The organism is Corynebacterium tuberculostearicum (assembly GCF_016894265.1).
Classification (GTDB): domain Bacteria; phylum Actinomycetota; class Actinomycetes; order Mycobacteriales; family Mycobacteriaceae; genus Corynebacterium; species Corynebacterium tuberculostearicum_D.
Genome location: NZ_CP069791.1, coordinates 2325480 through 2346609, shown reverse-complemented (window position 1 = coordinate 2346609; position 21130 = coordinate 2325480). Strand labels below are relative to the sequence as shown.

At 58.5% G+C, this 21130-nt stretch carries 19 protein-coding genes; 7 read left to right on the top strand and 12 right to left on the bottom strand.

The features are described 5' to 3' along the window. Positions 1-92: 92 nt before the first annotated feature. From I6J28_RS11200 to I6J28_RS11185, 4 genes are all read right to left on the bottom strand, one after another. Complete coding sequence (locus tag I6J28_RS11200) at positions 93-1214, bottom strand: ABC transporter ATP-binding protein (protein ID WP_204609958.1); 1122 nt, start codon at positions 1212-1214, stop codon at positions 93-95. A gap of 46 nt (positions 1215-1260) precedes the next feature. After that, positions 1261-2583: an ABC transporter substrate-binding protein gene (locus I6J28_RS11195; protein WP_204609956.1), complete on the bottom strand. Its 1323-nt coding sequence runs from the start codon at positions 2581-2583 to the stop codon at positions 1261-1263. Between the two features lie 82 nt (positions 2584-2665). After that, a complete protein-coding gene (locus tag I6J28_RS11190) occupies positions 2666-3511 on the bottom strand; it encodes a carbohydrate ABC transporter permease (protein WP_204611467.1) in 846 nt (281 codons plus the stop codon). A 27-nt stretch (positions 3512-3538) separates the two neighbouring features. After that, the gene (locus I6J28_RS11185) at positions 3539-4519 is read right to left on the bottom strand and encodes a carbohydrate ABC transporter permease (RefSeq protein WP_204609954.1); all 981 of its coding nucleotides are present in this window, start codon (positions 4517-4519) and stop codon (positions 3539-3541) included. A gap of 260 nt (positions 4520-4779) precedes the next feature. On the opposite strand from I6J28_RS11185, the gene I6J28_RS11180 reads away from it, so the two are divergent. From I6J28_RS11180 to I6J28_RS11170, 3 genes are all read left to right on the top strand, one after another. Continuing rightward, entirely contained in the window at positions 4780-5997 is a 1218-nt protein-coding gene (locus I6J28_RS11180; protein ID WP_204609952.1) for an amidohydrolase, read from the top strand. Between the two features lie 511 nt (positions 5998-6508). Then, entirely contained in the window at positions 6509-7819 is a 1311-nt protein-coding gene (locus I6J28_RS11175) for a threonine/serine ThrE exporter family protein (RefSeq protein ID WP_239454606.1), read from the top strand. Positions 7820-8216: 397 nt separating this feature from the next. Beyond that, positions 8217-9536, top strand: coding sequence for an MFS transporter (locus tag I6J28_RS11170; protein ID WP_204609950.1), 1320 nt, complete (start codon positions 8217-8219; stop codon positions 9534-9536). A 266-nt stretch (positions 9537-9802) separates the two neighbouring features. Here the strand turns inward: I6J28_RS11170 and I6J28_RS11165 are convergent, their stop codons facing one another. From I6J28_RS11165 to I6J28_RS11135, 7 genes are all read right to left on the bottom strand, one after another. Continuing rightward, complete coding sequence (locus I6J28_RS11165) at positions 9803-10093, bottom strand: YrhK family protein (RefSeq protein WP_234447434.1); 291 nt, start codon at positions 10091-10093, stop codon at positions 9803-9805. A 60-nt stretch (positions 10094-10153) separates the two neighbouring features. Continuing rightward, positions 10154-11470, bottom strand: a complete 1317-nt coding sequence (locus I6J28_RS11160; protein ID WP_239454605.1) for an amino acid permease — start codon at positions 11468-11470, stop codon at positions 10154-10156. A gap of 161 nt (positions 11471-11631) precedes the next feature. Further along, positions 11632-11793: a glycine betaine ABC transporter substrate-binding protein gene (locus I6J28_RS11820; protein ID WP_239234898.1), complete on the bottom strand. Its 162-nt coding sequence runs from the start codon at positions 11791-11793 to the stop codon at positions 11632-11634. A 149-nt stretch (positions 11794-11942) separates the two neighbouring features. After that, positions 11943-13334, bottom strand: coding sequence for a hypothetical protein (locus I6J28_RS11150; RefSeq protein WP_204609946.1), 1392 nt, complete (start codon positions 13332-13334; stop codon positions 11943-11945). 502 nt (positions 13335-13836) lie between these two features. Continuing rightward, complete coding sequence (locus I6J28_RS11145) at positions 13837-14574, bottom strand: sulfite exporter TauE/SafE family protein (protein WP_204609944.1); 738 nt, start codon at positions 14572-14574, stop codon at positions 13837-13839. A gap of 45 nt (positions 14575-14619) precedes the next feature. Next, positions 14620-15282 (bottom strand): TIGR03089 family protein, encoded by a 663-nt coding sequence (locus I6J28_RS11140; protein ID WP_204609942.1) that lies wholly within the window; start codon positions 15280-15282, stop codon positions 14620-14622. 25 nt (positions 15283-15307) lie between these two features. Further along, the gene (locus tag I6J28_RS11135) at positions 15308-16939 is read right to left on the bottom strand and encodes an LCP family protein (RefSeq protein ID WP_204609940.1); all 1632 of its coding nucleotides are present in this window, start codon (positions 16937-16939) and stop codon (positions 15308-15310) included. A 124-nt stretch (positions 16940-17063) separates the two neighbouring features. On the opposite strand from I6J28_RS11135, the gene I6J28_RS11130 reads away from it, so the two are divergent. The 3 genes from I6J28_RS11130 to I6J28_RS11120 all read left to right on the top strand — a co-directional run bounded on the left by I6J28_RS11130 (position 17064) and on the right by I6J28_RS11120 (position 19972). Beyond that, on the top strand, positions 17064-17963 hold the full coding sequence (locus tag I6J28_RS11130) for a glycosyltransferase family 2 protein (RefSeq protein WP_204609938.1): 900 nt from the start codon (positions 17064-17066) through the stop codon (positions 17961-17963). A 101-nt stretch (positions 17964-18064) separates the two neighbouring features. Continuing rightward, a complete protein-coding gene (locus I6J28_RS11125) occupies positions 18065-19159 on the top strand; it encodes a sugar phosphate nucleotidyltransferase (protein WP_179387501.1) in 1095 nt (364 codons plus the stop codon). Between the two features lie 564 nt (positions 19160-19723). Beyond that, entirely contained in the window at positions 19724-19972 is a 249-nt protein-coding gene (locus I6J28_RS11120) for a WhiB family transcriptional regulator (RefSeq protein ID WP_005528147.1), read from the top strand. 80 nt (positions 19973-20052) lie between these two features. Here I6J28_RS11120 and I6J28_RS11115 read toward each other — a convergent pair whose 3' ends face one another. Beyond that, entirely contained in the window at positions 20053-20523 is a 471-nt protein-coding gene (locus tag I6J28_RS11115) for a metallopeptidase family protein (protein WP_005322429.1), read from the bottom strand. Positions 20524-20619: 96 nt separating this feature from the next. Here I6J28_RS11115 and I6J28_RS11110 point away from each other — a divergent pair, with 96 nt between their 5' ends. Next, positions 20620-21087 carry a DUF3499 domain-containing protein gene (locus I6J28_RS11110; RefSeq protein ID WP_150850639.1) on the top strand — a complete coding sequence of 156 codons (468 nt, stop codon included), beginning with the start codon at positions 20620-20622 and terminating at the stop codon, positions 21085-21087. Positions 21088-21130: the final 43 nt, after the last annotated feature.

Genomic DNA, 21130 nt, shown 5'->3' with positions numbered 1-21130 from the left:
GGGCGTCTTATGCGCGCGAGCATATATCCGTTTCTTATTGTCCGCAAAGGGAAGAATAAGAAACTAAGGTGTCAACTGCCTATTTGCCACTTCTAGTTCAGGCGTTCGCCAGTAGTGGTGCTAAATAGATGCACGCGGTCCGGGTCGGGGGAAACGTAGAAAGTATCGCCCACCGCATAGCGGCCGCGGGCATCGACCAAAATGCCGGTCTGGCCACCCATCCGGGTCGAGGACTTGAGTACACCGTCGGCGGAGCTGTTGCCGGCGGCGTCGTCAAGCTCGCCATAGACATAGGTCTGGTTGCCCAGCTCCTCGACGTGCGCGACGGTGAACTTTGCCCCGCCATTGCCGGTATCACTTAGCTGCCAGTCTTCCGGGCGGATGCCCACCGTGACGGTCTCTACGCCCTCAAAGTTGTAGTTAGCCAGATTGATGTGGGTAGAGCCGATGGTGAGCTCAGAGGAGTTATGGGTGAGGTCGTAGATATTCATCGCCGGGGAGCCAATGAATCCGGCGACAAAAACGTTCTGTGGGCGGTCATAAATGGTACGGGTGGTATCCACCTGCTGTAGGACGCCGGCGTTGAGAACGGCGACGCGGTCGCCCATGGTCATTGCCTCAGTTTGGTCGTGGGTGACATATACGGTGGTGGTACCAAGGCGGCGCTGCAGGTTGGAGATCTGCGCGCGGGTGGAAACGCGCAGCTTGGCATCCAGGTTGGACAGCGGCTCGTCCATACAGAATACGGCCGGTTCGCGGACGATGGCGCGGCCCATGGCCACGCGCTGGCGCTGGCCACCGGAAAGATTAGCCGGCTTGCGGTCCAGCAGGTCTTCCATCTGCAGGATCTTCGCGGCCTCGTGCACGCGGGATTTAATCTCGTTCTTCGGGACCTTGCGGTTTTCCAGCGCGAAGGACATATTCTGCGCCACGGACATATTGGGGTAGAGGGCATAGTTCTGAAAGACCATGGCCACGTCGCGGTCCGATGGGCTGACCCCGGTGACGTCCTTACCACCGATGCGGATGGAGCCGCGGTCGGTGGGCTCGAGGCCTGCCAGCATACGCAGGCTGGTGGACTTGCCGCAGCCGGATGGGCCGACGAGGACCAAGAATTCGCCATCGGCAATATCCAGGTTGAGGCGGTCAACGGCGGGGCGTTCCGCGTCCTTTGAGTAGATGCGGCTTGCGCCATCGAAGGTGACAGTAGCCATGGTTACCTTTCAGAAACTAGTGGGGCGGGGGAGTGGCTGCGAGAGCCTACTTATTGATGACGGTCTTAACCTGATTGTCGTAGATAGACTGCAGGGTCTTTTGCAGATCGGTCAGCACCTTGGTGACGTCATCGCGGTTGGTGACGATCTTTTCAAAGGCGCCGCCGATTTCCTGGTCCGCGCCGGGCAGGAAGACGCGGGCATTGTCCTGCGGGCGTGTCTCAGGCAGCTGCTTGATAGCGGTTTCGAAGTTCGGGTTGTCCTTCATGAACTTCTTCTGGTCCTCGTTGTCCACCGCGGTGGAGCGCACCGGCATGTAGCCCACGTTCTGGGACCAGTAGCAGGTATTTTCCTCATTGGTGATGAAGTCAATGAGCTTGATAGCAGCCAGCTGGCGGTTCTTGCTGATGCCGGCCGGGATGGCCAGGCCGGCACCACCGGTGGGGCAGGCGCCGTCGCCAGTCGGGTTAGGCAAGAAGGCGGTGCCGAGCTCGAACTTGGCGGTATCGGTCAGACCCGCCAGATCACCGGTGGACAGGACGGTGGCGGCGGCGCGGCCGGTGCCGAACTCCATGGCCATGTCATTGCCCACGTAGGAGTAACCGTTTTTCTCATCGGTGATGTCCTTGAGCCACTCGACGGCCTTGATGGTCTTGTCATCGGTGAATTTCAGGTCCCACTCATCGGAGTAAGCGCCGCCCTTGGACCACAGCGGGCCCTGGAAGATCCAGCCCAGGTAGTCCACGGCATCGCCCCAGCCAAAAGGCTTCATCTTGGAATCAGCCTCAGCCAACTTCTTGGACCACTCATCCATCTCATCCCAGGACTTGGGGCCACGGTCCGGCAGTCCAGCCTTCTTCCACGCGTCCTTGTTGTAGTAGAACAACGGCGTGGAACGAGCGAAAGGAATCGCAAAGTGGCCGCCGTCGTACTTGTAGTCCTCGTAGAGCGGCTGTACGTAGGTAGACAGGTCGATGCCCGCTTCCTTGGCAAGGTCGTCCACGTTGGCAATCTGGCCATTGATGGCAAAGTTGTACCACCAGACGTCAGACAGCACCACGATGTCCGGCAGGTCCTGGCCGGTGAGCGCGGCGTTGAACTTCTGTGCTGCTTCTTCGTAGTTCTTGCCGGCATCAACGAGGTTGACCTTGATGTCCGGGTTCTCCTTTTCAAAGCGGGAGATGATCTCCTTCTCAATGTCCTTGGACGTGCCGGGGTGGTTGGACCACCAAGTCAGCTCAGTGACTTCACCGTCGCCGCCCTTGTCGTTGCCACCCTGTGAATTGGTGGACGAGGTGCCGGCACAAGCAGCGAGTGCGGTAGCAGAAGCGGCCGTGGAGGCCAGGGCGAGGAATTTGCGGCGTAGCATGTAGTTCTCCTTAAAAAGCGTGGTTAAGGGGGGGGAAACAAAAACAAGTGGAAACGGCGAGCGTGGGTGGGGAAGAAGCCTTCTAACCCTTCACGGCGCCAGTGGTGAGGCCTTGAATCATGTACTTTTGCAAGGCTAGGAAGATGATGACCATTGGGATGATGGTGAGAATGGTGGCGGCCATTACCGGGCCCCAGTTGGTCACACCATCGTTGTTTTGCAGCATGGTCAGACCCACCTGCAGCGGGGCGACATCCTCCGTATCCGCCATGAGGAAGGGCCACAGGTAGGTATTCCATTCATTGACCATGGTGATGACAGAAAATGCGGTCAGCGTGGGCCATGAGACCGGCAGGAGCACCTTGGTGAGCAGGCGGATAGGGCCGGCGCCGTCCATGCGGGCGGCTTCCACCAGCTCATAGGGCAGGGACAAAAAGTGGTTGCGCATCAAGAAGGTACCGAAGGCCACGCCGGCTAGCGGTACGATGATGCCCACGAAGGTATTGCGCCAGCCCAAGGAATTGACCAAGGCGTAGTTGGAAATGACGGTGATTTCGCTGGGCACCATGAGCGAGGAAATGACCAGCAGGAACACCAAGTGGCGGCCCGGGAAGCGTAAGATGGCCAGCGCATAGGCGGAGATGACGCCCAGCACAATCTTGATGATGGACAGTACTGCGGTAACGAGCACCGAGTTGCGCAGGTAAGTCCAGAACGGCACACGGGTGGTGGCATCGGAGTAGTTCTCGGTTTCCCACACCGGCGGAAGCCAATTGACCGGGTCGGTATAAATATCGCCCTTGGCCTTAAACGAGGTCATGAGGATCCAAAACAGCGGCAGGCCAATGAGCAGCAAGACCGCCAGGATGCCCAGGTAGCCGCCGATGAGCTTGGCGCGGCGGGCGGTGGGGGATTCATCCGTGACCATGTGAAGGGTAGAAGTAGCCATGTCGGGTTAACCTCGCTTATCCATGATGCGGACCTGGATCAGGGTGATGATGAGCAGGATGAGGAACAAGATGGTGGCGGCAGTCGCACCGTAGCCGGCGCGGAAGTTGACGAAGGTCTCGTTGTAGATCTGGAAGACCAGCGTCTGCGTGCCATTGCCCTGCGGGCCGCCACGGGTCATGACGTTGATGATGTCGAAGACCTGCACGGAGTTGAGCAGCACCGTAATGGACAAGAAGAAGGTGGTATTGCGCAGCTGCGGCATGGTCACGCGCCAGAACTTGCGCCAGCGTCCGGTGCCGTCGATAGCGGCAGCTTCATCTAATTCCTTATCCAGGCCCTGTAGTGCTGCCAAATAGATGACAAAGGTATAGCCCAGGTTCTTCCACACAAAGGTAAAGGTCACCATGAACATGGCCCAGCCCGGTACTGCGTAGAAGTTGGGGGAGTCCACACCGAACCAGCCCAGTATTTCCTGGATGAGGCCAAAGTTGGGGTCGAAGACGAATTGGAAGGCAATGCCAATGGCCGCGCCGGAAATAGCATAGGGAGCAAAGACCACCGAGCGCGCAAAGTTGCGGCCCTTAATGTTCTGGTTGAGCAGCAAGGCCAGCGCTAGGCCGATAACCATGGAGCCAATCACCGCGAAGAAGGTAAAAACCAGGGTGTTGAGCACGATGGTCTTAGTGTCATCGCGGCTAAACCACTCCACATAGTTATCCAAGCCCACGAAGGTGGAGGTGGGGCTGGAGATATTCCAATTGAAAAAGGAGAGGCGGATATTGTCCAGCAGGGGCCGGTAGGTAAATACGGCCAGCAGGATCAGGTTGGGAGCAAGCAGTGCTGCTGCCAGCAGCCATTCCTTGTGTCGGTTGCGCTTGGCCTTGCGGACAAGCGCCGCGGAATCACCGGGGCTTTCCGCGCGTGTGGGAGATGCGGTTGTAGTGCCGGCGCCACCGGCACCGAGAGAGTCTTCCTGAAAAGTCACTCGGTCAATCTAGGGCGGGCAGGTGACACCCAGCTACACAGAAAACAAACTTCTGATGAATAATAAGAAGCCGATGAGTTAAAGGTAGACACGTCATCGAATATTCTATAAAGTCGCAGCGCAACCCCCTATGGCGCTGGTCGCTCCACCGCCCAACTATGTCCGGCATTACAAAGATGCCCCGCTTGTCGACGCCCACCTTCCTCCCGCCCCACTACATTGGCCCCCACAATCCACCGCGAGCCCACTAGGAGGAAGCAATGTCTGTCCCTACCGTTTGCAGCAACTATGACTCCGTCAAAGTGTGGCAGGAGCCGCTGTATAAGGATCTGCACCAGCACCCGGAGCTATCCATGCAGGAAGAGCGCACGCTGGGCATTACCAAGGACAAGCTTTCCGACCTTGGCTTTTACCAAATTGAAGTAGGCGGCGGCGTGGTCGGTGTCTTGGAAAACGGTGCCGGGCCAACCGTCATGCTGCGCGCGGATTTCGATGGCCTACCGGTTAAGGAGGACACCGGCCTGGATTACGCCTCGACCGATACCGCCGTTGATCAGGAAGGAAACACGGTCCCCGTCATGCACGCCTGCGGCCACGATTCCCATGTCGCCAGCCTGCTGGGCATGGGTGCGCTCATGGCGCAGGCCACCGACCAGTGGTCCGGCACCCTACAGCTAATTTTCCAACCGGGCGAGGAGATTGCCGCCGGTGCCCAATCCATGGTGGATGACGGACTTGTGGACAAGGTCGCCACGCCCGACGTAGTACTTGGCCAACACGTCTTTGCCAGCAACTTTCCCGCCGGCACCGTGGCGCTGGCCTCCGGCCCATTCATGTCCACCGCGGTAAGTATGGACGTCAAGGTTTATGGTCAAGGCTCGCACGGCTCCATGCCGCACCTCAGCGTTGACCCCGTGGTACTGGCCAGCGCCATCGTCATGCGTTTACAGACGGTCATCTCCCGCGAACTCAACCCATCCGAATCCGGCGTGCTGACCGTGGGAGCCATCAACGCCGGTTCGAAGGCCAATATCATCCCCTTCGAGGCCAACCTGAAAATCAATGTGCGCGCCTATAGCGAGCAGGTACGCGATAAAATCACCGGCGCCATCGAGCGCATTGTCAATGCCGAGTGTCAGGCTGCCGGCAGCCCGCAGCCGGCCGAGTTCAGCTATCACGATTCCTACCCGCTTACCAGCAATGATGAGGGCACTACGGAACGCCTTAAGGAAGCCTTTGTGTCCTACTTCGGCACCGACCGCGTCCTTGATGCCGAGCCCCTCACCGCCTCGGAAGATTTTTCCACCATCGCCCGCGCTTTCGGCGTTCCCTACTGCTTTTGGGTATTTTCCGGCCGCGAAGAAGAAAAGGATGTCCCCAACCACAGTCCGCACTTCGCTCCGCTGCTCCAGCCCACTCTGCGCACCGGCACCGAAGCCCTTATCGCCGCTGCGATGAGTTACCTAGGAAACAGCTAACCGAAGCGCAGCATTCGGCCGCACGGCTCCAATAGGGTGTGTGGCCATTCCTTTTGGCATGCGCGCTGTATGAGGTGGCGGGGGTAGCCCGTAGGATCTATAACCGCGAATTTGAGCCATGCACCGCTTTCCGACGCCTTCTCCTTCCCCCACGCCCCAACCTGCAGACCCCTAAAACAGCTCCAACGCCCGGGCCTCGCTTGGGGCCACAGGGCGCTGGAACTGGTTCTCTCTATCTCTCTTGCGTTCTCTCGAACACGTAAATTAAAGATAACGCGCTAGGCTGCCATAGGTCTGGTATTTGCCTGTGAATATAGTGGCAATCATTTGGCAGAGGATAAAAAATAGCTCAATCAACTTACGGGTATCAAGGTGGAGGCTTTTGGATCGATGAGCCTGATTCACAAGAGGCTTCTTTTGCGTAAGATTCTAGGAAAACTACAAGCGCGCTATCGGGTTGGGGTCGACAAGTCTTTAATTGTGCGCCAGGAGCAGTGTCAGAGGAGGAGAGATGGCACAACAATTTGATCCAGAGATGCATCGGCAAATGGGTGTCGAGGCGGACGTTGTATTGCGGGTGGGAATGCTCCTAATGGGTGCCGGCACCTCTGGTTATCGCGTACTTAGAGGGATGAAACGGAGTGCGCGAGCATTGGGGTTTGACCATCTAGATGCCACAGTGGGTCTGACGCAGATTACCTGTACGTTTCACCGCGGCGAATACTTCCGGACGGTCATTGCTCGGCAACATTCGCCTGCAGTTGATGCCTCTCGGATTGAAGCCTTGGAAGATTTAACCCACAATCGCCTCTACGCAGGGATCACCGCTCAGGAATTAGCGGCGATGCTGGATACTATCGAGCATAATGTCAAAAAGCGCTGGGGCGGTCTAACTCTTTCTTTCGCTGCCGCGATCGCATGTGCGGCGTTTGCGTATCTTAATTTTTTCCCGCTGGAAGCAGTGGGGTTGGTTGCTTTGGCGGCGTTTGCAGGCCAGTTTGTTCGTTATACAGTTCTCCACCGTCACGTTCATCAAATTGGAGGAGTGATTGCTGGTGGTGCGACGGCAAGCATAGTTTTCTTCTTGTTGACGGAATTTTTCGGGGCTATAGGCTCGGTGGAACCCAGTGAACTGTCCTCGGGTTTTGTGGCGGCCGTTTTATTCCTGATTCCCGGGTTTCCACTTTTCTCTGCTTTGATCGACATAGCGCGATTTGATCTTGATGCGGGGATTGTCAGATTGGGGTACGCCTTTACCGTCATATTCACGGCGGCTTTCACGGTCTCTATGGTTAGCTGGCTGACAAAACTTAGTCCTGACCCACCTGCACCTGCGCAGGATATGCAATGGTTTCTGTTGGCGCCGCTGGCAAGTTTTCTGGGCATTGCTGGGTTTGCTTTTCTTTTTAACTCTTCTCGCCGCATGGTCTTAGTAGCGGCGTGCGTTGGAACCGTGGCAAATGAGCTTCGTTTGATTCTAATTCACGCGGGAACAACCATTTTCTTTGCAGCCTTTGTGGGTGGATTAATCATCGGGTTGCTGGGGGCAGTAGCTTCTAAAAGGGCGCGTCTTCCTCGTATTACAACCACCGTTCCGGCCGCGGTGATTATGATCCCAGGGGTGACAATGTTCCGGGCGGTGTTTTATTTGAACGATGGTCAGATGGATCAAGCGTTGGCCAATGTGGCAACTGGAATGATGGTAGTTGGATCTATTGGTGCCGGTTTGGTGTTTTCTCGCTTGCTTACTGATAAGGATTGGGCCTTTGGTCGCCTAATTGATTTTGATAAAAAGCTTCCGCAACGGCCTTCTTCCGCATGATGCCTAGACTCTAGCTAGGGAAACGCCCGTGGCCCCAGTTCCTTTCGGAGCTGGAGGCCACGGGCGTCTCTCATGTCGTTTCCATGTATCGGCATCTGCCGCCCTGTGGAAACTGCAGGGGTTCTCTCTATCTCTCTCATATGCGCTCTCTCAAACGCACAATCTCAGTATGGGGCACTGGGCTGTAGCGGCCATGGGGTCCGGCTGTTGGGTTGCTGTTAGTGGCTGGGAATGGGGTGGGGAGGGCGTCGGAAAGCAGGACTGGGGTGGAGATGTGCAACATTGGCGCGTGAAAGTGACGTAGAACATAGTTTGTTTCTGTAGGGTGGAAGATATGCGCGCAGTCAGGCTGCGCCGTTTCACCTGCTTGTAGAGCTACAGAATCGAGGTGAGGAGCATGTCTCCTCTCACAGCCCAACCCCCAGCCAAGGACGTTGTGCCGGCGCAGGTAGAGGATGCGGAAGAAACCAGGCGCCAGCATCGCTCGGCCATTAAGGCGGCGTTTATTGGCACCTTCATCGAGTGGTTCGACTATGCGGCCTATATCTATATGTCCGCGATTATCTCCCGTGTGTTCTTTCCGGAGATGGAAGGCCGCCGCGCGCTGATTATGACGTTTGCGCTCTTCGCGTTGTCGTTCCTAGTGCGGCCCTTGGGCGGCATCGTGTGGGGTCACTTTGGTGATAAATACGGGCGCATCCATACGCTGACGGTGTCTATTGTGATGATGTCGGTGGCAACTGCGTGCATCGGTTTCCTGCCGGGCTATTCCACCATAGGCTTTGCCGCCTCCATCTTGCTATTGCTGTGCCGCATGGTGCAGGGCTTTTCCGCAGCCGGCGAGTATGCGGGCGCGGCCACGCACCTGGCTGAGATTGCCCCAGCCGGCAAGCGTGGCATCTATTCGGCGGTGGTGCCCTCCGCGACGGCCTCGGGCTTGCTCTTGGGCTCGCTCATTGCGGCGCTGCTGACTGGAGTCCTTGATGATACCGCCCTGGATTCCTGGGGTTGGCGTGTGCCATTCCTGATTGCGCTGCCTTTGGGTCTATACGGCCTGTGGATTCGCCGCAACACGGAAGAGTCCTCCCACTTTGAGGACCAGGATGAGCCGGAGGAGTCCCCGCTGCGCGAGGTTCTGAAGTACCCCAAGGCCCTAGCCATTGCCTTTGCGGGCGCGGTGCTCAACGCCATTGGCTTCTACGTCATTTTGACTTACCTGCCCACTTACCTGTCGGAGGAGTTGGGCATGGTCGCGACGCCGGCATTTATCGCGTCCTCGGTGGCGTCCGCATTCTATGTGGGCTTTGCCCTGCTCACCGGCATGCTTTCGGACCGTCTTGGTCGCCGCACGACGATGCTGTGCGCGGCCGCCTTCATGGGCGCGACCATCATTCCGGCCTTCATGCTTCTCGATGGCGCCGGGCTCTTCCTTGTCATTATCATTCAGGTCTGCTTGGGCGGCGTGCTGGCGCTTAACGACGGCGTCCTGCCCTCCTTCCTTTCCGAACAATTCCCCACCCACGTGCGCCTGTCCGGTTTCGCGTTGACGTTTAATACCGCCAACGCTGTATTTGGCGGTACCGCACCGATGATTGCCACGTGGCTTATTGACGTCACGGGCCTGCAGCTCGCCCCCGCCTTCTATTTGGTGGCCGCGGCGCTGGTGACCGGCATCGCAGTTCTCTTCGCATCGAAGAAAAATAAGCTGCACGAGTAGTACCGTGGAGCCGTGTAAAACGCCTGCGGCCCTCGGAACCTAAAAGGAGCCGAGGGCCGCAGGCGTCTCTCTCTACAAGGTGTTCCCATGTATCGGCTTAAAGCCGCCCTCTGGAAACTGAGGGGTTCTCTCTATCTCTCTCGTATGCGCTCTCTCAAACGCATGATTTAAGTATGGGGTACGGGGCTGCTACTGCAATGGGTTGCGCCTGATAGGTCGCTGCGAGTTGCTGAAAGTTTACTGTTAGCCGCGTCTGCCCATTGCGCCTAGTAGTCGTAGCTTTCGGCGGTATTGGCATCCGCTCCAATGCGTTGCAGGTGCGTGCGCCGCTTCAAGCGGATAGCTGGGCGGGCTGCCATGCCCAGGCTGCCGAGAAGGTAGAAGACGGTGGCGACCATTGACATGCCGGCCAGTGTCAGCACTGAGCCAAGGATGAAGACCACAGAGATGGCGATGTCATTGGCGATGGAAAACGTCTCGTACTTGTTTTTAATTTTGATTTCGTTGTTCTGCCCGAGCTTAATCTTTAGGTCGGGATCCTTTTCCTGTTCTGACATGATGTCTCCCACCCTGCCAGAGAGGAAAAGGCCTTGTCGAACCATGTTTTTGTGGAATTATTAGAACATTCCCCAGATGGTGGCGAAGAGCACGATAAGACCCATGATCGCCACGAAGAAGTTGGTCTTGTTGCCCCGGAACCGTGCCAGTGCCTCCACGCGGTAGATGACCCAGATGGGTAGCAGGTAGGTCATGAAGGCGAAGAAGACACCGCCCACGACGGAAATCATATCCAGGATGGAGGGGTTGAAAATACCTACCAGGGAGGTTGAAACAAAGATGAAGAGGTAGGTCCACAGGTCGAGCGTGCGCGTAGACATCTTCTTCGTGGCCTTTGGCGCGCCCAGGTTGAAGAGGTACTGGGTGCCCTCGATGGTGCCAAGGGCGTGGCCGAAGTAGGAGGAGGCCACCGCGCAAATAACGACAATGGGCGCCATGTAGGCCATAAACTGGGTGCCGGTTTCGTTGGCGAAGTAGGAGAGTACCGGCAGGTTCTTGTCATTAGCCTCCTGCATGCCGTCCGCGCCCATGGCCAGGGCGCAGGACCAGACGAAGAACATGGTGAAGATGGTCAGCAGGATGGCGGAGTTGCGGATGACTTTATCGGACTGCGCGTGGTGGTCCGCGCCGTATTCCTTCTCCATGCCCAGGGAGAACTGGGAGATGGCGGCAACGAAGGAGAAGGAGAAGACCAATACTGGAAGGATGAGGATGATGGCCTTGAGGACGCCGCCGGCGCTGTGGTCGCCGGCTTCCAGGAAGGAGCCCAAGTCCCATTGCGGGATGAGGTAGAGCGATACCGCTGCGAGCGCCACGATGAGCGGGTAGACCACGAACTGGGCAATCTTGAGCATGATGGCGTTGCCAAAGGCGAGCGCGAGTGTCATGAGGCCCACGCACAGTGGCGCCAGGATGTAGCGGGAGATTTCCGGGCCGCCCAGCTGGTTGACGATGAAGCTATCGACCGTATTCGTAATCGATACGCCGTAGATGAGCACCACCGGGAAGATGGTGAACCAGTAGATGATTGCCAGGATGATGCCATTGCCGCGGCCGAAGAAGTGAGTGAGTACCGCGAGGACATCTTCGCCGTGTAGCGGGGAATAGCTGATGATCCAAGAAAACGCGCGGTGGGCCAGGTAGGTCATTGGGAAGATGAGCAGGGTAGCCACCAGTAGCGGGATGAAGCCGAAGCTGCCGGCCGAAATCGGCAGGAAGAGGATGCCTGCACCCACGGCGGTGCCGAAGAGCGTGATGGTCCATTGGCTATTGACGGCCTTATTAGTGGTCACCTGGCCGCTGGGTGAAGTACCTGCACCGCCAGTGGTGGGTGGGCTGGCTGGTGAAGCGGGCGCATTCGCAGTCGTGTGAGACATAGAATTCATCCTCCAGTGTTTGTGAATGGGGTAACATACACAATCTATCTGAAGGTTCTGGTGAACGAAAGCAAATTTGTGATCTAAGTTAAATAAATGTTAAAGACCGCCGCACCGAGGGTGGTGCAACGGTCTTTGGGAATCTTGTTAAGGTGCCGCAGCTAGTCCGCGATCAGGTTTTCTTCCTTCAAGAAATCTAGCGCCACGGTGATGTAGTCTTCGCCATCGACGTCGACGCGGGCGTTGAGTTCCTGCATCTTTTCGTCGGTAAGCAACTGCGAAAGGGGAGCGAAGAGCTCTTCAATCTCTGGGTGCTCGTCCACGACCACGGTGGGAACATCTGAAGCGGAGTAATGACGTGTATGGGTAGGCGAGGGTAAGAAAGAAGGCCGCCGCACCGTTTGATGATGCAGCGGCCTTCTGGGAGTGACTGGCTAGGAAACTATTTTCCTAGGGCAGAAGTAGGGTATTCTTAGAACAGGCCCTCGTTCTTCTTGCCAAAGTCATTCAGGGTGTGCTCGCGGGAGTCAACGTTCTGGTCGTTGTGCTTGGAGTCATCACCCTTGATGCGGGAGGTCTGGGTTACCTCGATGTTGTTGATGAGGCGGCCTTCCTTGGTGTTGCCGTCGCCGAAGTCCAGGTTAGCGATGCGGGCCTCTTCGCCAGCGTTAATCGGGTTAGCCAGGGTTACCTCGAAGGAGCGAGTGGAGGTCTTCTCGTTGAAGCCCAGGTCACGGATGTGAGCGCCGTTGGAGGAGCGCGGGGTGATGAGGCGGTCAACGCCCTTCGGGCCCTTAGCGGTCTTCACGTCCACGCGGAACTGGGTAGCTGGGAACTCGCCGTAGTAGCGCTCGGAGCCAACGTTCTTGGCGCGCAGAGCAACGGTGCCTGCGAAGCCAGCGTGCTTAGCGCCGGAAACGGTCAGGTAAGGCTCGAGGTCGAGCTTGTGCTTGGAGTCCTTCTTGTCTTCCTTGGCGTCAACCTCTTCCTGCTTCTTCTTGTCAGCAGCCTCTTCGTTCTTGCCCTCTGCTTCAGAGACCTTCTCGGTTGCTTCCTTGGCGTTGCCCTCGGACTCCTTGACTACCTCTGCGTCAGCCTCGAGGTTCTTGTCCTCTTCAACGACCTTCGGGTCATTGACGTCGGTGGTGTTCTGAGCGTCCTTGTTGGGAGCGTAGGAGTCAGACAGCTTATCGTACAGCTTGACGCGAACCTCGTTCTTTACCGGCTGCATAGCGTTCCAAGCGGTCGGAGTGGACCAGGTGCCGTTTGGCTTGCAGTACTGCTGGGTGCCAGTCATGTTCAGCACGCGGAAGCCGTAGGTAGCCTCGCCGGTGTGGTTTGGCGGAACGTCGTAAGGTCCGATGGACTGGCCAGCATCCCAAGACAGGGAGTAGGAAGCGCTAGCACCAATCTTGGTAGCGATCTCGTGAGAAATGCCGAAGGAGCCTTCAGCGCCCTTCTTGGAGCCCTTGCCGCCCAGGTTCATGGACGTGGTCTCGGTGCGGTCACCGTTGACGGAAAGGGAGATGGACTGAGACTTGGACAGATCCTGCTGCAGCGGGATGTCCTTCTTGGTCTGGTTGGTGGTGGAGATGGTGCCGGCCGGCAGGAAGCGGTCGGAGACCTTGTAGACCACGGTGCGGTGGTCCTCCCACGGGTTACATACCGGGCGAGGGTTCAGGATATTCGCCTTCATGTGGTCGGAACCGTGGGTGGTGTGGATGATTGGCAGGTCCGGGTTCAGGGCCGGGGTCTCCGGGTAGGACTCGGTCTGGGTAGCTGCGCCAGCCAGCGGTGCCGCGAATGCGGTGCCGGCGACGATGAGGCCGGCGGTCAGGCCGGTCATGCGACGACGAATCGACATATATAACTTCTCCTGGGCAGGTAGAAAATGAATGAACTTATGAATGAAATCCAGCAACTCTCAATGTTGCGCTGAGAAAACGCTAAAACAGGCACAGAATTAATTCATCTCTTAGATGTCTATATATTTGCCACGCCGACGGGTGGGTATTTTTTATATAGACTAAGCTGTTTATTGGGGCTTGTTCCCGCTAAACGGCTGATAGTGCGTGAAAAAATATTGATAAATGATTGTCTATACAATAGAGAATCGACACGAAGGGAGTGGGCCCCTATCTGGGGGTGTTTGGGTGGCCTCTGGGAGGGGTTTAGGGGCCTGACGAAAAGTTGTGGTCACGTCACAATATGCGTCGTGCGCTGCATTTAAGCGGGTAGGGAAGGGGTATAAAATGCTTTGTTATGAATGTTACGTGACATAAGTTATAGGCGTTTACATGGCAGAGGTTGGCATGTTTCGCAACTGGAGCCTGCCGAGGTTTTCTGCTGAGGGGTAGGGCCCGGGGCTAGAATAGGGCCGATTCGAGAATCAGCATAAGGGCCGCAGCGATGGCCACGATGATGACGATACGGTTGAGAAGGTGCCTATCTATAAATCGGTTGAGGTAGTTGGCGGCAATGAGGCCGACGACAACAAGGGGGAAGTAGGCCGCCGCGGCGGTCACCTGAGTGCTGGTGATCTGCCCATTGAACGCCAAAATTATAAGAGAGATTAAGGTTCCGAGGACAAAGGTGCCCGCTAAGGTGCCTCGTGTGCGGTTTGGGTCGAAGCGCTTCATGATCAGCGCCATCGGCGGGCCGCCGATGGAAGTCGAGGTGCCCAGGATGCCGGAGGCTACGCCGGCGATGAGCGTATTGGCGGTGGTAGGGCGCGGGCTCCATCCCAAGCTGGATAGCGTCATAGCAAGGAGTACGGCGCAACCGATGAAGATGGACAGCCCATCGGGAGAGAGGATGGCGATTGACCACGCGCCCACCAGGGAACCGGGAATGCGGGCGAGGGAAGAAATCCCCACAACGCGCCAGGACGTCTCGCGGAAGGTGCGCGAGAGCGTATAGCTGGAAATGCACAGTGCGAGCAGCAGAATGAGGGTGGGCACGAGCTCAGGTCGAATGAGCGCGATAATGGGCGTGGCAATGGTGCCTAAGCCAAAACCAATGGTGCCCTGAGTAATGGTGCCAGCGAGGATGAGGAGGCCAATGAAGAGAGAGGACCATACGTCCGCGGAGATTCCCAGAAACATAACGAGGGTTAAGTGTATCTGGGCCAAGCCTGCATACAGAAACTATTAGAGGCGGGCGGTGGCCTTCTCATTGGCGGCGATTTCCTCCAAGCGCTCGGCCGGGCACATGCCGGCAACGATGACCGCGGAACCACCAGCGGCTAGGGGCTCGAGCACGGCGCGGGAGAAAGACTCATTATCGGACCAGCCGGTAGAAAGCAGGCGCTCGGCAGATGCGGGGGCATCGACAAGCTGGGGCAGTGGTTGAGTTTCGCCAAAGTACTGATCACCGTAGAAGCGCACGGTGGGACCAAAATCGATGGCGCCGGTGGGCAGCTCCCCGCCGGACTCTACGACGCCGCGGCCAAAGGGGTCCTCGCTAATGAGCACAATGTCGGCCTGCGGCTGGCGCTCGTGGGCGGCCGAGTAGCGGGAGGGGGAGGTAAAGACGACGTCGGCAAGCGCGGCAGCCTCGCCAAAGCTATAGGAAGGGCCAGCAGCAAGGGCACCCAAGGCGACGACGGCCGCCTGCCACGAGGAAGGAAGATCGATGGCGATGGTGGAATCCGCCTCTAAGTCGAGCTCTTCTTCCAGCATATTGGCGATCTTGGCCACCCAATTGTCGAGCGTTTGCGCAGAAAAATCCATGCGAGCGCCGGTGGCCTCGTTGTATACGGTAAGCCGCGGGGAGGCGGCATCGGCACGCAAAAGATGGGCGAGTAGTTCCATACCCGCCCATCGTAAGGGAGAAGTGCTAGTTCACGCAGCGCGGGCCGTCGCCACCAGCATCGATCTCCGGGGAAACCTTGGCGGTACCGAAGTCATTGCCCGGGGTGCCAACCGGCTGGCTGGAGGTGTCTTCCTCCGGCTGCTGGGCGCTGGCCTCCTCATCGGAAGGTCCCTGGTAGTCATCGGTAGCAACCACGATGAGGGTGTCATCGTCGAGCTGCGGGTTCTCTGCCACCGGCAGCCCACCCAGCTTCTTGGCCAGGGCCTTAGCTTCCTTGCTCGATGGATCGGCGGCGACGACCTGCGACTCGCTGTAGATGCCCGGCTGCGCGTTCGCGGAGCGCTCCACCGTGTAGCCCTTGTCCTCCAGCCAGGAACCAATGCCTGCGGCCAAGCCATCAATATTGCCGGCGTTGAGGACGTGAATATTGATATTCGGATCGACGTCCTTGTCCTTTTCCGCCTTGTCCTGCTTGTCCTTATCCTCGGCCTTGGATTCATCGGTGGCTTCATCGTGGGTCTTAGCCAGGTCATCCATGAAACGGTGGACCTCGGAGGCGTCGATGGTGACGATGGACTCGCCATAATCGCCCTGGCCGTCGATGGAGGTCACCGGGATAGTGGTGAAGGTGACATTGCCGCCGGCCAGGCCCGCCAGCTGGGTGACAAAGCCCATGATGTCCCAGCCGTCATCGATGACCACGGAGCGCTCTACCGCCTTGGCAATCTTGGACAGCTTGGAAGGATTAGCCAGGGTGTCATTGTCCAGGATCTTATTGACTAGGGAAGCCATGAAGGCCTGCTGGCGCACGATACGGTCGAGGTCGCCGCGCGGGAGGTTATAGCGCTGGCGCACGAAAGCTAGGGCCTTGCCGCCGTCGAGGGTCTGCTTGCCCTTGCTGAACTTAGCGCCAGACATGTCATCATCAACATCATCGTTGAGGCAGACATCCACGCCATCGACGGCGTCAGTTAGCAGGGTGAAGCCCAATAGGCCCACCTCCGCGTAATGATCGATGGACACACCGGTCAGGGTGCGCACCATGGCCAGCAATCCTTCGCGGCCGGCTTCGACGCCCTGCTTTTCGATGTCCTTATCCGAGTGCGGCTTCTTTTTGCCCTTGGCCTCCGCCTCGGCATTTTCTTGCTCGAGCTCTTCCACCTTGGCGTTTTTGTGGGAGGCGAAGACAGCATTCATCTTCATATTGCCGTAGTCCGGATCCTTGACATAGGTATCGCGCGGAATGGATACGGCAGTAGCGCGGGAACCGTCCTCCGGAACGCGGATGAGCATCATGGTGTCGGTATTTTCCTCACCATCGGCCACGCCGGCGTGCAGGTCCGCCAATTCCTTCTCAGAGAGGGGATCGCCCTTGGCATCGGTACGCGAATCCTTGCCCACCAGCAAGATATCCACTGCGCCATCGTGCGAGTCACCGGACAAGCCCTGGCCGTCCAGGGACAAGTCCGTGGCCGAAGACATGCCATTATCTAGTCGACCCACGGTGGCATAACCCACGCCAGATACCACCAGGATCAAGGCAGACAGGAGTGCCACGATCGCCTTGATGGCCGTGGAACCTTTTTGCTTCACCGCACTAGCGGCAGAGGGCGCCGGCTGGATCGTGCGCGCCCGACGAGTGTTCTCAGAAGTCACAACTGGAGGCTTTCTAGATTGGTGGGGATCTGGAGACAGTTTAGGGCAGAACGGGCAAAAATTAGTGATCCGTGTCCGATTTCGCGTGTTCGGGCAGTGTCCCTGCCCAGTGCGAGGAGCGCCTGTGACTAAGCTCGGGGCCATTGTGACTACACCAAATCAATCCCCGCTGGCCGTGATCACCGTGACCTATAGTCCCGGTGAATACCTCGGTAGTTTTTTGAACTCCCTGCCGGGCGCTTGCGCTCGCGGCACCAAGGTCGTGCTTGCGGATAATGGCTCCACCGACGGCGTGCCCGAGGCCGCCGCCCGCGAACGCGCCGGGGTGGACTTTCTCGATACCGGCGGAAATATCGGCTACGGCGCTGGCATGAATGCGGGTGCCCGCTTCGCCCGCGAGCACGGTGGCGTGGATGAGGAATTTTTCCTTATCTCTAATCCCGATGTCACCTTTACCCCGGGATCTATTGACCAGCTCATCGAGTGCGCCCGCCAGTGGCCGGATGCTGCGGCCGTGGGCCCGCGCATCGTGGAACCGGATGGCAGCAATTATCCCTCGGCCCGCGCCGTGCCTACCGTGGCTACCGGCATTGGGCACGCACTCTTTTCTTCGATCTGGCCGTCCAATCCATGGTCGCGCGCCTACCGCGATGAATCCGATATGACCGCCCAGCGTCCGGCCGGATGGTTATCCGGTTCCTGCCTTCTTGTGCGCTGGGAGGCCTTCGACGACATCGGTGGGTTTGATGAGCGCTATTTCATGTACCTCGAAGACGTGGATCTAGGAGATCGCTTCACGCGCGCCGGCTACCAGAACATTTTCTGCCCGGAGGCCGTCATCAGCCACGCTAAGGGGCATTCCACCCAAGCGCACGCCGGAGCGATGCTGCGCGCCCACCACAACTCCGCCTATCGCTTTCAGGCAGACCGCCACCCCGGGCGGTGGCAGGCCCCACTGCGCGGTGCGTTGTGGCTGGGACTGCGAGTCCGCGGGCTTATTGCCTCAGCCTCGGCACGTTCTTAAGGCCCGGTGCGCGTGCCGTTGACCTGGATTGTGCGCCATACGCTCTACACTGTCCCTCAGAAAATCACAGAATAAAACTGTCCGCATACATAAGGAAGACTATGACTGAAGCAGCCACCACCCACGGTGCCAGCACGGATGCAGTGATTCTCGTCGGCGGTCGCGGCACCCGCCTGCGCCCACTAACCATCGGTACACCGAAGCCGATGCTGCCGACGGCAAACTACCCGTTCCTGCAGCACCTGCTCGCCCGCATCAAGGCCGCCGGCATCGAGCACGTCGTCATGTCTACCTCCTATAAGGCCGAGGTCTTTGAGGAGTACTTCGGTGATGGCTCCGATCTGGGCTTGGAGATCGAGTACGTGGTGGAAGAGACCGCGCTCGGCACCGGCGGCGGCATCCGCAACGTCTACGACAAGCTGCGCAATGACACGGTCATGGTCTTCAATGGCGACGTGCTCTCCGGCATGGATCTGGAAGGCATCCTCACCACGCACCATGACAAGGACGCCGATGTCACCATGCACCTGCTCAACGTAGCTGACCCGCGTGCGTTTGGTTGCGTGCCGACCGACTCCAACGGCCGAGTTACCGCGTTCCTAGAAAAGACCGAGGATCCGCCAACCAACCAGATCAACGCCGGCTGCTATGTGTTCAAGCGCTCCGTCATCGAGTCCATTCCGGCCAACCGCGTTGTTTCCGTCGAACGCGAAACCTTCCCAGGGCTCTTGGCTGAAGGCCGTCTAGTTGTCGGCCACGTAGACAACTCCTACTGGCGCGACATGGGCCGCCCGGATGACTTCACCCGTGGTTCCTCCGACCTGGTACGTGGCATCGCGCCTTCCCCGCTGATTGAGGGCAAGACTGGTGAATCCCTGGTGGATCCCTCCGCCGGCATCGCTGGCGGCGTGCTGCTGCTGTCCGGTACCGCCGTGGGCCGAGGCTCTGAGGTGGGCGCGGGCTCCCGTCTGGAGGGCACCGTTGTCTTTGACGGCGTGCGCATTGAGCCAGGCGCCATCATTCACAACTCGATCATTGCCTCCGGCGCTCACATTGGCGCCAACGCGGTCATTGAGAACTGTGTCATTGGTGAAGGCGCGCATATCGGCGCACGCTGCGAGCTTCTCGACGGCATGCGAGTCTTCCCCGGCGTTTCTATTCCTGATGCCGGCGTGCGTTTTAGCTCCGATGCTTAACGCTTTCGCCGTGGTCTGGGCGCTGCACTAGGTCTAGCTGACATAGGCCGAACTGAGGATAAAGAGCCTCGGTTCGGCCTTTCTTTTATGGGGCCACCTGTTACGCCTGTCTGCACCGGCCGACATGGTACGAAATCTTCACAGATATGAAGCGCATGGATCCCTTCTTTGCGGGGTTGTGCGCGCGACACGCCGGAATTTCCTGAAAATTGTTGACAGAAAAACGGGGTACCACTACATGTAGTACCCCCTACCTACACCCCCGCGGGGGATCAGTTGTTACGGATGTGACGCATGGGGATCGTGTGCTGCGTTTTTGCCGGAAAGCGCGAAGAAGCCGCCAATTCGGGTTGACGATATTTAGTGATCCGGTGTGAAATTACATCAGTGAAAGAAACAGCGGCCGGCGCCGTTACTTCCACACAGTCCCAGCGGGGTAGCCCAAAGGAAATGTGGTGTACAGTCGGTCGCGCTGATGAGAATTACCCAACCTCGGAGAAAGGAAAAGGCGTGGACAAAATGGCTAATAACAACGCCATTCTCCGTGGCGGTGCTGCTGCAGAGATGTCGCTCGATGAACTCTTCGGTGCCGTCGAGCAGGAGTGGCAGGACCAGGCGCTGTGCGCGCAGACCGACCCTGAAGCATTCTTCCCCGAAAAGGGAGGCTCTACCCGTGAGGCCAAGCGCATCTGCCAGGCCTGCGCGGTACGCGATGAATGCTTGGAGTACGCGCTGGAGCACGATGAGCGCTTCGGTATTTGGGGCGGGCTATCGGATCGTGAGCGCCGCCGCCTCAAGCGCGAGATTGGATAATTAAGGTGTCCAGTAAGGCCCCTGGTTAGCACGCAATGTGCGGCCAGGGGCTTTTCTGCTGCCGCGAAACTTGCCGGAGGTTACCAGCTATAGCGCGGGTCCACTTCTTCGGGATCCAAGTTGAGGTAGTTGGCCACCAGCGCGGTAATAACGGTGCCTAGGAGCTCGGAGCGCTCGGACGGGGTAGAGGCACGTTGCTCGATGGGCATGCGGAAGATGACTAGGCGCGCGCGGGTGGGCTGGCCCTCGGAATCTACACCGGCGGGAACCACGCGGCCAAGGGGAACTGGGCCATCGGCGATAATCTCATCCGGTAGCACGGTCATATCGGGCGAAAGCCGCATGCGTGGGATGGTATCCACGGCCAAGTCGAGGCCTCGCAATTGTGGCGCGAAGGCGTTTTGGATGGGGGCATAGGCCTCCAATACGGCCATGTCGAAGTGCTCGCGCGCGCTGCGGTAGCGCGGGGTCTGCTGGGGGAGGAGCGGTCCGCGCATGCCGTGGCCGTGGCGGTCGCGGGCGGGGCGGATATGCGGGCGAGCGGCGGTCATGACCCTGATTCTAAGGCGCTGGCGGGCCGGATTTAGCGGAGCCACGCCGGGGTGAAGACTATCTAAATCTAAACCAAGGGTTTAGACTTATGCGCTGTGACTATTTCTCGCCATTGCTCCCGCCCAGGCTGCGGCCGCCCCGCCGTGGCGACATTGACCTACGCTTACGCGGACCAGACGGCCGTCGTCGGCCCGCTGGCGGAAGAGGAGAACCCACACAGCTGGGATCTGTGTGCGACCCACCGCGACCGCATTTCCGCCCCAGTGGGCTGGGAACTGGTGCGTGTGGACCGCATTGAGCTGGACGAAGAAGATGACCTGATGGCCTTGGCGGAGGCGGTCAAGGAAGACGGCCGCGTGACCACCGGCTTGGTCGATGACCGCAGCGCCGGCTCCGGTGCAGACCCAATCGACTATTCCGCGACCTTTGATGGGGCGGACCCTGCCAATTCGAACCACCCGGTCTTTCGCACCCGCCGCGTGGCTTATGCCAAAAAGGCGCGCCGCGCGCACCTTTCGGTCGTGCCCGATGAAACGACGCCCGCAGAACCGGAACAGGACTGACACGAACCCCGTGGTGCGGTAGTTTCCCAGCGGGCGGGAGTAC